Origin of the sequence: Pseudomonas sp. G(2018) (assembly GCF_005502415.1) — a bacterium.
Lineage (GTDB): Bacteria > Pseudomonadota > Gammaproteobacteria > Pseudomonadales > Pseudomonadaceae > Aquipseudomonas.
Genome location: NZ_SCOO01000008.1, coordinates 118,053 through 133,087, shown reverse-complemented (window position 1 = coordinate 133,087; position 15,035 = coordinate 118,053). Strand labels below are relative to the sequence as shown.

Genomic DNA, 15,035 nt, shown 5'->3' with positions numbered 1-15,035 from the left:
GCTGCGGCATTTGGATGCCGTCGCCTGTTTGTTGTGCAGATTTCATTTCAGCTTTTGGACCGGCTTGCTGCCGCTCATGTGCTTTACCCCGCCACTGGCGATCAACTCAGCCAGCGCGGAAACGTCGAGCAATGCACACATGTGTTCAATCACCGTGCCCGCCAGCCATGGCCGTTGACCACGGTGGCTGCGCCACTTGATTTCGTTCGGGTCCAGGCGCAATGAGCGGCTGACCTGATGCACTGCCAGCCCCCACTCGTAGCCCTGAACCGAGATGACGTATTGCAGGCCCTGACGGAAATCATCGCGATAACGATCGGGCATGACCCAACGCGCGGTGTCCAGAACCTTCAGGTTGCCCGCCTGGCTCGGCAGGATGCCGAGGAACCACTCCGGCTGGCCGAACAGCGGCGTCAGTTCGTGGCCGGCCAGGGAGTAGATCGAGCCCAGGCACACCAGCGGCACCGCCAGGGTCAACCCGGCGACATCGAACAACAGGCATTCGAACGGCTCGGCTGCCCACGCCGGACGACCGTTGGTTTCCACTGGTGGCGGTGTGTTGGCGGGTGGCAGGTGGACTTCGACCACGGGTGGTACCAGCACCTGTTGCACCTCGACAGGGGCAGGAACCAAAACCTGTTGCTCTTCGATGGCCGGTGGCACCAAGGCTTGCAGCAAGGGGGCGATCGTCGAGACCGGCGCCAGAACGGGTGTCGGCGCATCAACCACGGCAACCGGCGTTTTCACTACCGGTGCTGTCACCGGGGCGGTCGCGACTACGATTTTCTGCGCATCGCGCGCCTGCTCTTCGAGTACTGCGGCCTGGAATTCGTCCAGCGCGGCCTCAACCTCAACCACGGCGGGCAGCGCTTCGATTTCTGGCGCGAATTCCTCGGTGACTTCCTGCAGCAGATTATCCAGGTAGGACTGCAACGCCAGTTGCGGGCGCGAAGTGGTCTTCAACGGCCGGTTCATGAACGCTCACCTGTAGGAGCGAGCATGCTCGCGATGAACCTGAGAGCGCCACGGGGTGTCAGGCTTCCCGCGTCATCGTTGACGACCATCGCGACGGTGCGACGATTCGACATGCTCGCTCCTACAGGGATCGGGGTCATCTTCAAGCCACCTGCGGAACAAGTTGTGCCGTCAGCAGATGCTTGAGCAGCGCACGGTAGGCAAGAACGCCACGGCTCTTGCCATCGAATTGCGAAGGCGTCAGCCCGGCACGGCTGGCATCGCGCAAGCGGGTGTCCACGGGAATGTAACCCTGCCAGATTTCCTCCGGAAACTTGTCGCGCAATACCCGCAGCGTGCCGAGGGACGCTTGCGTACGCCGGTCGAACAGGGTCGGCACGATGGTGAACGGCAAGGCCTGTTTGCGCGAGCGGTTGATCATCGCCAGGGTGTTGATCATGCGCTCCAGGCCTTTGACCGCCAGGTGTTCGGTCTGCACCGGGATGACCAGTTGCTGGCTCGCCGCCAAGGCATTGACCATCAGCACGCCCAGCAGCGGTGGGCTGTCGATGACCGCGTAATCGAAGTCTTGCCACAACTGCGCCAGGCTCTTGGCGATCACCAGGCCCAGGCCACTCTGGCCCGGCGACTGGCGCTCAAGGGTGGCCAGGGCGGTACTCGATGGCAACAGGGAAATACGTTCGTCGCTGGTGGACAGCAGCAATTGTCCGGGCAAGCCCTGAGGCACGCTGCCCTTATGCAGGAACAGGTCGTAGTTGCTGTGTTCCAGGCTGTCGGGGTCATAGCCGAAATAACTGGTCATCGAGCCGTGGGGGTCGAGGTCAACCACGACCACGCGCTTGCCCGCCTCGGCCAGCAAACCGGCTAAAGCGATGGAGGAAGTGGTTTTACCGACACCACCCTTTTGATTGGCGACTGCCCAGACTCTCATTTGGTTTGGTTCCTCCCGGTCGAATCGACCGGGAAATAGCTCAACGTGTTAATGCGGGTGACGGAGAATTGACGGCGCTCTCTCGTACCGGCGACTTGACCGGGGTCGGTGCAGTTTGTGTGCCAGCACGCTTCAAAGCGGCATCCGGTGTGGTATGAGCGGCTCCGGTCCCGGTCAGGCTGCGGCGCACGTCAAGATTGCGTGACACCACCAGCACTACACGACGGTTGCGCGCCCGGCCCTCGACCGTGGCGTTGTTGGCCACGGGCTGGAATTCGCCGTAGCCCACCGATGCCAGACGACCGGGGTTCACCCCCTGCATCGCCAGCATGCGCACGATGCTCGCCGAACGGGCCGACGACAGTTCCCAGTTGGTCGGGTACTGCGCGGTACGTATGGGTTGATCGTCGGTAAAACCTTCAACGTGAATCGGGTTGTCAAACGGCTTCAAAATGGCCGCGACCTTGTCGATGATGTTGAAGGCCATGTCGCTGGGCATGGCGTCGCCGCTGCCGAACAACAGGCTGGAATTGAGTTCGATCTCGACCCAGAGCTCATTGCCGCGCACGGTCATCTGGTTGGATTTGATCAGATCGCCAAAGGCTGCGCTGATGTCGTCGGCGACGCTTTTCAGCGGATCGCTGGCCCCGGCGATACCGGCGTCAACCTGTTCGGCATCCTTGACCAGCGGCTTGGCCGGGGTCACCGTCTTCGGGCGCTCTTCACCAATGGGTATTGGCTGGAGGGAACGATCGGCATCGTTGAAGACGCCGATCAGCGCTTGGGAAATGACCTTGTACTTGCCTTCGTTGACCGAAGAGATCGAGTACATCACCACGAAAAACGCGAAGAGCAAGGTGATGAAGTCCGCGTAGGACACCAGCCAGCGCTCGTGATTAACGTGTTCATCATGCTGACGGCGACGTGCCATGAGGTTATTCCCTTAGTCCATGAAGCCCTGGAGCTTCAACTCAATGGAGCGAGGGTTTTCACCTTCGGCGATCGACAGGATGCCTTCGAGCAGCATTTCGCGATAACGCGACTGGCGCAATGCAACGGATTTGAGTTTGGCGGCAATCGGCAGCAGCACCAGGTTGGCACTGGCCACGCCGTAGATGGTGGCGACGAAGGCCACGGCAATGCCGTTACCCAGTTGCGACGGATCACCGAGGTTGCCCATGACGTGAATCAGGCCCATCACCGCACCGATGATGCCGATGGTCGGCGCGTAGCCACCCATGCTTTCGAAGACTTTGGCGGCCTCGATATCGCGGCTTTCCTGGGTATAGAAATCCACTTCCAGAATGCTGCGGATGGCTTCCGGTTCGGCGCCGTCCACCAGCAGTTGCAAGCCTTTGCGCGAGTAGCTGTCGGGTTCGGTGTCGGCTACGCCTTCCAGACCGAGCAAGCCTTCCTTGCGCGCGGTCAGGCTCCAGTTGACGACACGATCGATGCCACCGGCCAGGTCGACGCGTGGCGGGAACAGAATCCATGCAAGGATCTGCATGGCCCGCTTGAAAGCGCTCATCGGTGATTGCAGCAATGCCGCGCCAATGGTTCCGCCCAGTACGATCAGTGCCGCCGGGCCGTTCGCCAGCGCACCGAGATGCCCGCCCTCAAGGTAGTTGCCGCCGATGATGGCGACGAACGCCATGATGATGCCGATAAGGCTCAGAACATCCATCAGATACAGGCCTCGACCAGGTGCTTGCCGATGTCGTCCAGGCTGTACACAGCGTCGGCGAGCTCGGCTTTGACGATGGCCATCGGCATACCGTAGATCACACAGCTGGCTTCATCCTGGGCCCAGATCGAGCTGCCGCCCTGCTTGAGCAAACGCGCGCCTTCGCGACCGTCGGCGCCCATGCCGGTCAATACCACCGCCAGAACTTTGTCACCGTAGGACTTGGCCGCCGAACCGAAAGTGATGTCCACGCACGGTTTGTAGTTCAAACGCTCATCGCCCGGCAGGATTTTCACCGCGCCACGGCCGTCGATCATCATTTGCTTGCCACCCGGTGCCAGCAGCGCCAGGCCCGGACGCAGGATGTCGCCATCCTCGGCTTCCTTGACGCTGATGCGGCAGAGCTTGTCCAGACGCTCCGCGAAAGCCTTGGTGAACGCTGCAGGCATGTGCTGGATCAACACGATCGGCGCCGGGAAGTTGGCCGGCAACTGGGTCAATACCCGCTGCAGGGCAACCGGCCCACCGGTGGAGGTACCGATGGCCAGCAGTTTGTAGGCTTTGCGTTTCGGCGCGGGCGACGACGGCGTGGCCGTATGGGCGCGTGCAGGGATCGGGGCCGGAGCCGGACGCGCAGGCGCGCTGCCGCCATAACTGCCAAGGCTGGAAGGTGCATGCGCTGGTGCAGGTGTGGCTACCGGTGCCGGAGTACTGTAGGCGCTGACACGACGGTTACTGCGCGAGATGCTCAGAATCTTCTCGCACAGCAGTTGCTTGACCTTCTCGGGGTTGCGCGAGATGTCTTCGAAATTCTTCGGCAGGAAGTCCACGGCACCCGCGTCCAGCGCATCGAGGGTTACCCGGGCGCCTTCGTGGGTCAACGAGGAAAACATCAAAACCGGAGTCGGGCAGCGCTGCATGATGTGCCGCACCGCCGTGATGCCGTCCATCATCGGCATCTCATAGTCCATGGTGATCACGTCCGGCTTGAGGGCCAGTGCCTGATCGATCGCCTCTTTTCCGTTGGTCGCCGTGCCGACGACCTGGATATTCGAATCCGCTGAAAGAATTTCCGAGACGCGGCGGCGGAAAAACCCCGAATCGTCCACCACCAGGACTTTGACTGCCATAAACACTCCGTTAGACGCCGCGGGACCTCAGACGCCCCGCTTCGCCAGAATCAAATACGCCGCGTGGCGTAACGCTTGAGCATGCTCGGAACATCGAGAATCAGCGCAATGCGACCGTCACCGGTAATGGTGGCGCCCGACATGCCCGGGGTTCCCTGGAGCATTTTGCCCAATGGCTTGATGACCACTTCTTCCTGGCCCACCAGTTGATCGACGACGAAGCCGATCCGCTGGGTGCCCACCGAAAGGATCACCACATGGCCTTCGCGCTGCTCTTCGTGAGCGGCGGAGCTGACCAGCCAGCGCTTGAGGTAGAACAACGGCAGCGCCTTGTCCCGCACGATCACCACTTCCTGGCCATCCACCACGTTGGTGGTCGACAGGTCGAGATGGAAGATCTCGTTGACGTTCACCAGCGGGAACGCGAACGCCTGGTTGCCGAGCATGACCATCAGCGTCGGCATGATCGCCAGGGTCAACGGCACCTTGATGACGATCTTCGAACCCTGGCCCTTGGCCGAGTAGATGTTGATCGAGCCGTTGAGCTGGGAAATCTTGGTTTTCACCACGTCCATGCCCACGCCACGACCCGACACGTCGGAAATCTCGGTCTTGGTCGAGAAGCCCGGGGCGAAAATCAGGTTGTAGCACTCGGTGTCGCTCAGGCGATCGGCCGCATCCTTGTCCATCACACCGCGTTTCACCGCGATGGAACGCAGGACGTTCGGGTCCATGCCTTTACCGTCATCGGAGATCGACAGCAGGATGTGGTCACCTTCCTGCTCCGCGGCCAGGATCACCTTGCCGCCACGGGCCTTGCCCGAAGCTTCGCGTTCTTCCGGCGACTCGATGCCGTGATCGACTGCGTTGCGCACCAAGTGGACCAGCGGGTCGGCCAGGGCCTCGACGAGGTTCTTGTCGAGGTCGGTTTCTTCGCCGACCAGCTCCAGGTTGATCTCTTTCTTGAGCTGGCGAGCCAGGTCGCGAACCAGGCGCGGGAAGCGCCCGAAGACTTTCTTGATCGGTTGCATCCGGGTCTTCATGACCGCGGTCTGCAGGTCGGCCGTGACCACGTCGAGGTTCGACACGGCCTTGGACATGGCTTCATCGGCGCTGTTGGCACCAAGACGGACCAGGCGGTTACGCACCAGCACCAATTCGCCGACCATGTTCATGATTTCGTCGAGACGCGCGGTGTCGACCCGCACGGTCGTCTCGGCTTCGCTGGCCGGTTTATCCGCTGGCGCCGATGCCGGGGCGCGGGCCGGAGCCGGAGCGGCAGCAGCCGCTGGAGTTTCGACTTTCGGTTCGGGCGCCTTGGCGGCCGGTTTCGGCGCAGCCTTGGCGACAGGTGCCGCCACCGGTGCACTGGTGCCTGAAGCAGCCCCGGAGGCGGTGCCGACTTCGGTGAACTTGCCTTTGCCGTGCAATTCGTCGAGCAGCGATTCGAATTCGTGATCGGTGATCAGGTCGCTACCGGCCGCAGCGGCGACAGGTGCTGCCGGAGTTGGCACCGAAGCGATGGCCGACTCCAGCGCATCCACCGCAAAGTTGCCCTTGCCGTGCAACTGGTCGAGCAGTGCTTCGAATTCGTCATCAGTAATATCGGAGCTGTCGCCGGCGGCTTTCGGCGCTTCCGGCGCGGCAGGCGCGGCAGGAGCCACCACCGCATCAACGGCAAACTGGCCTTTACCGTGCAACTGGTCGAGCAACGACTCGAACTCGGCATCGGTGATTTCGTCACTGGCAGCGCCGTCGCCGGCCGGAGCAGCCGCCGGCGCCTCGGCCTGTGCCTTCACGGCGTTCAGCGAGTCCAGCAGTTGTTCGAATTCATTGTCGGTAATATCGCCCGATTCGCTTTCAGCGACAGGCTCTTCAACCACGTCGGCAACGGGTGCCGGTGCGGCCTCATCAGCCGTTTGCGGCTCGGCCAGACGGGCCAGGGCCGCGAGCAATTCAGGCGTAGCGGCCGTGATCGGGCTGCGCTCGCGGACTTCGCTGAACATGCTGTTCACCGCGTCCAGTGCTTCGAGAACCACGTCCATCAATTCCGAGTCGACGCGACGTTCGCCCTTGCGCAGGATGTCGAACACGTTTTCGGCGATGTGACAGCACTCCACCAGCTCGTTGAGCTGGAGGAAGCCGGCGCCCCCTTTTACAGTGTGAAAACCGCGAAAAATTGCATTGAGCAAGTCCGCATCATCCGGCCGGCTTTCCAGCTCGACCAGTTGCTCGGACAGTTGCTCTAGAATCTCGCCGGCCTCAACCAGGAAATCCTGAAGGATCTCTTCATCGGCGCCGAAGCTCATTAATGGTGTGCTCCTAACAGGTCTAAAAACCCAAAAAACCTAAAATTCCAAAACTCTAGAAAACTAAAATTCTAAAATCCCAGGCTGGATAGCAAATCGTCCACATCGTCCTGACCGGACACAACGTCTTCTCTTTTATCGGCATGAATCTGCGGACCTTCACCCTGAGAGAGATGTTTTTGTGGATCTTTTTCGGCAAGCATCGCTTCACGGTCATGTTCGATGCCCGCAAAGCGGTCCACCTGACTGGCCATGAGTACGAGCTTGAGCAGGTTGCTTTCAACTTCGGTGACCAGCTGGGTCACGCGCTTGATCACTTGACCGGTGAGGTCCTGGTAATCCTGGGCAAGCAGGATGTCGTTGAGGTTGCTCGACACCGCGCGGCCGTTTTCGGCGCTGCGCGCCAGGAAACCGTCGACCCGCCGGGCCAGTTCGCGGAACTCTTCAGCCCCGACTTCGCGACGCATGAACCGTCCCCAGTCCGTACTCAAGGCCTGGGCTTCATCGCTCAGGCGGTTGACCACCGGCGTGGCGCTTTCCACCAGGTCCATGGTGCGGTTGGCCGCGGCCTCGGTCAGCTTGACCACATAGGACAGGCGCTCGGTCGCATCGGTGATCTGTGACACTTCCTCGGCTTGCGGCATGTGCGGGTCAATCTGGAAATTGACGATCGCGCTATGCAGCTCGCGGGTGAGCTTGCCCACTTCCTGATACAGGCCGCGGTCACGGGTCTGGTTGAGCTCATGGATCAATTGCACAGCATCGCCGAACCTGCCCTTCTCAAGGCTCGCGACCAGTTCGACGGCGTGTTTTTTCAGGGTCGATTCAAAATCACCCTGCGAAGATTCGTTATGCCCCATAGCTCCCCCGTGGCGCAGTTCAACCGATGCGTTCGAAAATCTTCTCGATTTTTTCTTTCAACGCCTGGGCCGTGAAGGGTTTGACCACATAGCCGTTTACACCGGCCTGGGCCGCTTCGATGATCTGTTCGCGCTTGGCTTCAGCGGTCACCATCAGCACCGGCAGGTGCTTGAGCTTTTCATCGGCACGCACGTGGCGCAGCAGATCGATACCGGTCATGCCAGGCATGTTCCAGTCCGTTACCAGAAAGTCGATGCTCCCGCTGTTGAGTACCGGAATGGCGGTAATGCCATCGTCGGCCTCGACCGTGTTGGTGAACCCAAGATCACGCAACAGGTTTTTTATGATCCGCCGCATCGTTGAGAAGTCATCAACGATGAGGATTTTCATGTTCTTGTCCAATTCGACCTCCAAGCAGACTAAAACGCGCCCAGCACCTGGACGCGCCATTTCAATCAATCTGGCAAAACACTCGAGGACTGTCTGGAGTACAGCGGATCGAGACCGGCGCGGTTCATCACCCCACCAGCCACGTCGCAGTGCCCCCACACTGCCTTCAGCGCGCTCGCCACTCTCCCAAACGCCCCCGCAAACGGGCCGCGCACTGGCTGTGTAACTGGCTGACTCGAGATTCGCTGACCCCCAGGACCTCACCGATTTCCTTGAGATTCAACTCTTCGTCGTAGTACAGCGCCAACACCAGTCGCTCACGCTCCGGCAAATTGGCAATCGCGTCCGCCAGCGCCGCCTGGAAGCGTTCATCTTCCAGATCGCGTGACGGTTCGAGATGAGCACTCGCGCCATCCTCGTGCAGCCCTTCGTGTTCGCCGTCCTGCAACAGATCGTCGAAGCTGAACAAGCGGCTGCCCAGGGTGTCGTTCAAAATCCCGTAATAATCGTCGAGACTCAATTGGAGTTCGGCCGCAACTTCGTGATCTTTAGCGTCACGGCCGGTTTTAGCTTCAATCGAGCGAATGGCGTCGCTGACCATGCGGGTATTGCGGTGGACCGAACGTGGCGCCCAGTCCCCCTTGCGTACTTCATCGAGCATGGCGCCGCGGATGCGGATGCCCGCGTACGTCTCGAAACTCGCGCCTTTGCTGGCGTCGTATTTGGTCGACACTTCAAGCAGGCCGATCATCCCGGCCTGGATCAGGTCTTCGACCTGGACGCTGGCCGGCAGACGCGCCAGCAGGTGGTAGGCAATGCGTTTGACCAGTGGCGCGTAACGCTCGATCAGCTCGTACTGCGCGTCACGCGCCGACTTCTTGTAGAGGTTGTAACCGCTGGCTGTCATAGCACAGGTCCTGCCGTTTGTTGCACGAGACGCTCGACGAAAAACTCCAGGTGCCCGCGCGGGTTGGCGGGCAACGGCCAGGTATCGACCTTTTGTGCAATCGCCTTGAACGCCAGCGAGCACTTGGACCGCGGGAAGGCTTCGTAAACGGCACGCTGCTTCTGCACGGCCTTGCGCACGCTTTCGTCATACGGCACAGCACCAACGTATTGCAGGGCGACGTCGAGGAAGCGGTCGGTAACCTTGGTCAACTTGGCGAACAGGTTGCGGCCTTCCTGCGGGCTCTGCGCCATGTTGGCCAGGACGCGGAAACGATTCATGCCGTAATCGCGGTTAAGCAATTTGATCAATGCGTAGGCGTCGGTGATCGAGGTCGGCTCGTCGCAGACCACCAGCAACACTTCCTGCGCGGCGCGCACGAAACTGACTACTGAGTCACCGATACCCGCAGCGGTGTCGATCACCAGCACGTCGAGGTTGTCGCCGATGTCGCTGAACGCCTGGATCAGGCCGGCGTGTTGCGCCGGGCTCAAATGCACCATGCTCTGGGTGCCGGACGCGGCCGGAACGATGCGGACGCCACCAGGCCCCTGCAACAGAACGTCGCGCAGCTCGCAGCGACCTTCAATCACGTCGGCCAGGGTACGTTTGGGTGTCAGGCCCAGCAGAACGTCGACGTTCGCCAGCCCCAGATCGGCGTCCAGCAGCATGACGCGCCGGCCAAGCTCAGCCAAAGCCAGGGACAAGTTCACTGACACGTTAGTTTTCCCGACGCCACCTTTGCCGCCGGTCACCGCGATCACCTGTACGGGATGCATGCTGCCCATATTATTTCTTTACCTTGTCTTGCATAGACGGAGGCCACATTACTGGCTGCGCGTTCGCAACTGGAACAATGCATGGCAGACCATCGATGTAGGTACAAAAACGATTCATTGCCACCTCAGCCTACCTGCTTGGTCGGGCTGTGGTAGATATCAGCGAACATGTCAGCCATGGCTTCTTCGCTGGGCTCTTCCTGCATTTGCACGCTCACGGCGCGACTGACCAGTTGATGACGACGCGGCAGATGCAAATCATCCGGAATCCGCGGACCATCGGTCAGGTACGCCACCGGCAACTCATGGCTGATGGCAAGGCTCAACACCTCGCCCAGACTCGCCGTTTCATCCAGTTTAGTCAGGATGCAGCCAGCGAGCCCGCAGCGCTTGTAACTGTGATAAGCGGCGGTTAGAACCTGCTTTTGGCTGGTGGTTGCCAGGACCAGGTAATTTTTTGACTTGATGCCACGCCCGGCCAGGCTTTCAAGCTGCATGCGCAGCGCCGGATCGCTGGCTTGCAGGCCGGCGGTATCGATCAGCACGACGCGTTTGCGCAGCAGTGGATCCAGCGCCTGCACCAGCGATTGGCCCGGATCGACGTGGGTTACCGACACGTTGAGAATCCGGCCCAGGGTCTTGAGTTGCTCCTGGGCACCAATACGATAGCTGTCCATACTCACAAGCGCGATGTTTTGCGCGCCGTACTTGAGTACGTAACGGGCAGCCAGCTTGGCCAGGGTAGTGGTCTTGCCCATGCCGGCAGGACCGACCATGGCAATCACACCACCCTCTTCCAGCGGTTCGACTTCCGGTGTGGCAATCATCCGCGCCAAGTGGGCCAGCAACATGCGCCAGGCCTGGCGGGGCTCTTCGATATCAGTGATCTGCGCCAGCAAATCCCGCGACAACGGGCCGGACAGGCCGATGCGTTGCAAGCGGCGCCAGAGGTTGGCCTGGTCCGGACGGCTGCCTTGCAGCTGATTCCACGCCAAAGAGCCGAGTTGTACTTCGAGCAATTCACGCAGGCCGTTGAGTTCGAAACGCATCGAGTCGAACACCCGCTGATCGACCGCAGGCGCAGCAGTAGGTGCCGGCGCAGGGCGACGGGGCTCGGCATAGGTTGGTTCGATCAGCGGCTCGGCGGCCGTGAGCGGCAGGCCGGCGAACAACTGGCGATTGGTGGCGTTATCGCTCTCGCCCTCGCTGCGCAGGCTCAATTCGGCCTGGGCGGTGACGATCCGCGATTGCGTCTTGCGCAGCTCGTCTTCGAGTTCCATGTTCGGAACACGCGGCGCCAGCGCCGACAGCTTGTAATCCAGGGCAGCCGTCAGCTCGACACCACCAGCGATCCGGCGGTTGCCAATGATGGCGGCATCGGCGCCCAGCTCATCACGAACCAGTTTCATGGCCTGACGCATATCGGCGGCGAAAAAACGCTTAACTTGCATAACCCACTACCTCAGCCGTTGGGCCCTACTGTCGCAACGATGGTCACTTGCTTGTTGTCAGGGATTTCCTGGTAAGCCAAAACGTGCAAACCCGGGACTGCCAGACGGCCAAACCGCGAGAGCATCGCGCGAACCGGACCGGCTACCAGCAGAATCACCGGTTGACCTTGCATCTCCTGGCGCTGCGCCGCATCGATCAACGAGCGTTGCAACTTCTCAGCCATGCTTGGCTCCAGCAGAACGCCCTCTTCCGAGCCTTGTCCTGCCTTCTGCAGACTATTGAGCAATATTTGTTCCAACCTTGGCTCCAGCGTGATAACTGGCAGCTCGGAGTCAGTGCCTACAATGCTTTGGACGATGGCGCGGGAAACGCCGACACGCACCGCGGCCACCAATGCGGCAGTATCTTGACTCTTGGAAGCGTTGTTGGCGATGGCTTCGGCAATGCTGCGAATATCGCGCACCGGCACCTGCTCGGCCAGCAGAGCCTGCAGGACCTTGAGCAATTGCGACAGCGACAGCACGCCCGGCACCAGTTCTTCGGCCAGTTTCGGCGAGTTTTTCGCCAGCAATTGCATAAGTTGCTGCACTTCCTCGTGACCGATCAGCTCGCTGGAGTGCTTGTACAGAATCTGGTTCAAGTGGGTTGCCACTACGGTACTGGCATCGACCACGGTGTAGCCCAGCGATTGCGCTTGGGCACGCTGGCTGATTTCGATCCACACCGCCTCCAGCCCGAAAGCCGGATCTTTGGCGGTGATGCCGTTGAGCGAGCCGTAGACCTGCCCGGGGTTGATCGCCAGTTCGCGGTCCGGGTAGATCTCCGCTTCTGCCAGGATCACCCCCATCAGGGTCAGGCGGTAGGCACTCGGCGCCAGGTCGAGGTTGTCGCGGATGTGCACGGTCGGCATCAGGAAACCCAGGTCCTGGGACAGCTTCTTGCGCACGCCCTTGATCCGCGCCAGCAATTGACCACCCTGATTGCGGTCCACCAGCGGAATCAGGCGATAGCCCACTTCCAGGCCGATCATGTCGATCGGCGTCACGTCATCCCAGCCCAGCTCCTTGGTTTCCTGGGCGCGGGCCGGCGACGGCAGCAGTTCCTGTTGACGCTTGACCTCTTGCAGAGCCTGGACCTTAACGATGTTCTGCTTGCGCCAGAACAGGTACGCGCCACCCGCCGCCAGGGCGGCCATGCTCAGGAAGGAAAAATGCGGCATACCGGGCACCAGGCCCATCACTGCCATCAAACCCGCCGACACGGCCAGGGCCTTGGGCGAGGCGAACATCTGGCGATTGATCTGCTTGCCCATGTCTTCCGAACCGGAAGCACGGGTCACCATGATCGCCGCCGCGGTGGACAACAGCAGTGATGGCAATTGCGCCACCAAACCGTCACCGATGGTCAACAGTGCGTAAACCTTGCCAGCATCGGCGAAAGTCATATTGTGCTGGAAGATACCGACCGCCATGCCGCCGATCAGGTTGATGAACAGAATCAGCAAACCGGCAATGGCATCACCGCGCACGAACTTGCTGGCACCGTCCATGGAACCGTAGAACTCGGCTTCCTGAGCCACTTCCGAACGACGGGCCTTGGCCTGGGCCTGGTCGATCAGGCCGGCATTGAGGTCGGCGTCGATCGCCATTTGCTTGCCGGGCATCGCATCGAGGGTGAAACGCGCGCTCACCTCGGAAATCCGCCCGGCGCCCTTGGTCACCACGACGAAGTTGATGATCATCAGAATCGCGAACACCACGATACCGACCACATAGTTACCGCCGATCACCACCTCGCCGAAGGCCTGGATCACCTTACCGGCGGCCGCGTGACCATCCTGGCCGTGGAGCATCACCACCCGCGTGGAGGCCACGTTCAGCGCCAGCCGCAACAGCGTCGCCACCAGCAGGATGGTGGGGAACACCGCGAAATCCAGCGGCCGCAAGGCGTAGACGCAGACCAGCAATACGACAATCGACAGGGCAATGTTGAAGGTGAAAAACACGTCGAGCAGGAACGGCGGCATCGGCAACATCATCATCGCCAACATGACCAGCAGCAACAACGGCACGCCCAGATTGCCTCGACTGAGGTCTGCCATGTGCGTGCGTGTACTGCTGAGTAACTGAGAGCGATCCACCGGTAATCCCCGTGCCTTTAAAGCAAACTTTTGACGCCTGAAGCGGGCGCAGCGGGGCTACTGCAAGAAGCTTTCCAACTTTTGCGAGGGGTTGAAATAGAGGGGTTTGTCAGAGGAAATCTGTATTGCCTACTCTGGCCTGCTCGCGAAGAGGCCGGAACTGCCTATGCGGCAAACCAAGCAATCGAATCAAATCCCTATGTGGCGAGGGAGCTTGTTCCCTCGCCACAGGTATTGGGTGATTCAGAAGATTGTGCCGCGACCGAACCTATCAGTTCTGCTAGTACCCTCCCCATGCAATCCCACCGATACTGAGCGCCAGCACTTCGAACCTTCGGAGCACTCACGCATGCCATCGCTGCCCGTCACCGTGCTCAGCCGATATCACTACGACGCCCTGGACCGCCTGATCGCAAATGCGTCGGCAAACGCGCCAGAGCAGCAGTGTTTCTACTGCGAAAGCCAACTGACGACCGTGATAACCGCCGCGGCGCACTCCTCCATTGTCCAACACCTCGACCAGTTGTTGGCTCAGCAGCAGGACGACGGCAATACTCGCGACACCACGCTATTGGCAACCGATCGACAACGCTCGGTGTTGCAGACGCTCAAGGCCAATCATCCACGACACTCAATCGCCTATTCACCCTACGGCCACCGCTCAGCTGCCAGTGGATTACTCAGCCTGCTCGGTTTCAATGGCGAGCGAGCGGATCCGGTGACCGGGTACTATTTTTTGGGTAATGGGTATCGAATGTTCAATCCGGTTTTGATGCGTTTTATCAGCCCGGACCGCTTGAGTCCATTTGGGAGAGGGGGGATAAATCCATATGCTTATTGTTTGGGAGATCCGGTAAACAGGAGTGATCCGAACGGGAAATATTCAAAACTTCTTATCGAGGCAACTCGAATCAGTGGAAAAGTAACGCGTAACGGCAAACTTTACAGATACTCCAACTTATCTCCCGAGGACGCCCTGAAAACCAACGATAAAATAATAAAATTAGATAAAAAAATCCTGAAAAAAGACCCCATACAAGCCAAATTCCGTAAAGATTTTCCTAAAAGCTCCACCAATACCATTTTAAGTTCTACGGAAGCCTCGTCTCCATCAACTACGAACAATTTCCTGGACGATCAGACAAATTTATTTAACCACATTAATAGCGGAGACGCTTCACGCCCAATACTTAATGAAAGCGCTCTGATATCCGCAGCCAATCAAACTGACACGCATTTTGTTCTCGTTACCCCACAAATCAACAAGAACCTTGCTAAAGAATACTTAGAACAAATAAATCGCATACGCAACCCTAAAATAGAAAAATTAAAACAGGAAAGAGATATTCTTGACTTTGATTTTCGCCTCTCCAGACAAACGTAGAAAATTTAATAATGAGTATTTTTAAGTCTATGAATTCAACGATATTAGAACGCA

13 protein-coding genes are annotated in these 15,035 nt (G+C 59.6%); 1 reads left to right on the top strand and 12 read right to left on the bottom strand.

Translation table 11 applies throughout. The annotated features are described in order from the left end of the window. Nucleotides 1-42: 42 nt before the first annotated feature. The 12 genes from FFS64_RS10955 to flhA all read right to left on the bottom strand — a co-directional run bounded on the left by FFS64_RS10955 (nt 43) and on the right by flhA (nt 13,597). On the bottom strand, nt 43-975 hold the full coding sequence (locus FFS64_RS10955; RefSeq protein WP_137805397.1) for a CheW domain-containing protein: 933 nt from the start codon (nt 973-975) through the stop codon (nt 43-45). A gap of 142 nt (nt 976-1,117) precedes the next feature. Further along, on the bottom strand, nt 1,118-1,906 hold the full coding sequence (locus FFS64_RS10950; RefSeq protein WP_095195701.1) for a ParA family protein: 789 nt from the start codon (nt 1,904-1,906) through the stop codon (nt 1,118-1,120). A gap of 40 nt (nt 1,907-1,946) precedes the next feature. Continuing rightward, nucleotides 1,947-2,837 (bottom strand): flagellar motor protein MotD, encoded by an 891-nt coding sequence (gene motD / locus FFS64_RS10945; protein WP_137805396.1) that lies wholly within the window; start codon nt 2,835-2,837, stop codon nt 1,947-1,949. Nucleotides 2,838-2,849: 12 nt separating this feature from the next. Next, nucleotides 2,850-3,590, bottom strand: coding sequence for a flagellar motor protein (locus FFS64_RS10940; protein WP_095195703.1), 741 nt, complete (start codon nt 3,588-3,590; stop codon nt 2,850-2,852). After that, on the bottom strand, nt 3,590-4,720 hold the full coding sequence (locus FFS64_RS10935) for a chemotaxis response regulator protein-glutamate methylesterase (protein WP_137805395.1): 1,131 nt from the start codon (nt 4,718-4,720) through the stop codon (nt 3,590-3,592). Before FFS64_RS10935 ends, FFS64_RS10940 begins: the two co-directional genes overlap by 1 nt. A 50-nt stretch (nt 4,721-4,770) precedes the next feature. Further along, nucleotides 4,771-7,029: a chemotaxis protein CheA gene (locus FFS64_RS10930; protein ID WP_137805394.1), complete on the bottom strand. Its 2,259-nt coding sequence runs from the start codon at nt 7,027-7,029 to the stop codon at nt 4,771-4,773. 71 nt (nt 7,030-7,100) lie between these two features. After that, nucleotides 7,101-7,889 carry a protein phosphatase CheZ gene (locus FFS64_RS10925; RefSeq protein ID WP_137805393.1) on the bottom strand — a complete coding sequence of 263 codons (789 nt, stop codon included), beginning with the start codon at nt 7,887-7,889 and terminating at the stop codon, nt 7,101-7,103. 19 nt (nt 7,890-7,908) lie between these two features. Continuing rightward, a complete protein-coding gene (locus FFS64_RS10920; RefSeq protein WP_008006721.1) occupies nt 7,909-8,280 on the bottom strand; it encodes a chemotaxis response regulator CheY in 372 nt (123 codons plus the stop codon). Between the two features lie 166 nt (nt 8,281-8,446). Further along, the gene (gene fliA / locus FFS64_RS10915; RefSeq protein ID WP_007894214.1) at nt 8,447-9,187 is read right to left on the bottom strand and encodes an RNA polymerase sigma factor FliA; all 741 of its coding nucleotides are present in this window, start codon (nt 9,185-9,187) and stop codon (nt 8,447-8,449) included. Continuing rightward, a complete protein-coding gene (fleN, locus tag FFS64_RS10910; protein WP_137805392.1) occupies nt 9,184-10,014 on the bottom strand; it encodes a flagellar synthesis regulator FleN in 831 nt (276 codons plus the stop codon). Before fleN ends, fliA begins: the two co-directional genes overlap by 4 nt. Nucleotides 10,015-10,130: 116 nt before the next feature. Then, entirely contained in the window at nt 10,131-11,456 is a 1,326-nt protein-coding gene (flhF, locus tag FFS64_RS10905; RefSeq protein ID WP_137805391.1) for a flagellar biosynthesis protein FlhF, read from the bottom strand. Nucleotides 11,457-11,467: 11 nt separating this feature from the next. Next, the gene (gene flhA, locus FFS64_RS10900; RefSeq protein ID WP_095195708.1) at nt 11,468-13,597 is read right to left on the bottom strand and encodes a flagellar biosynthesis protein FlhA; all 2,130 of its coding nucleotides are present in this window, start codon (nt 13,595-13,597) and stop codon (nt 11,468-11,470) included. A 349-nt stretch (nt 13,598-13,946) separates the two neighbouring features. Between flhA and FFS64_RS10895 the strand changes: the two genes are divergently transcribed. Continuing rightward, nucleotides 13,947-14,981 carry an RHS repeat-associated core domain-containing protein gene (locus FFS64_RS10895; RefSeq protein WP_137805390.1) on the top strand — a complete coding sequence of 345 codons (1,035 nt, stop codon included), beginning with the start codon at nt 13,947-13,949 and terminating at the stop codon, nt 14,979-14,981. The last annotated feature ends 54 nt before the right edge of the window (nt 14,982-15,035 follow it).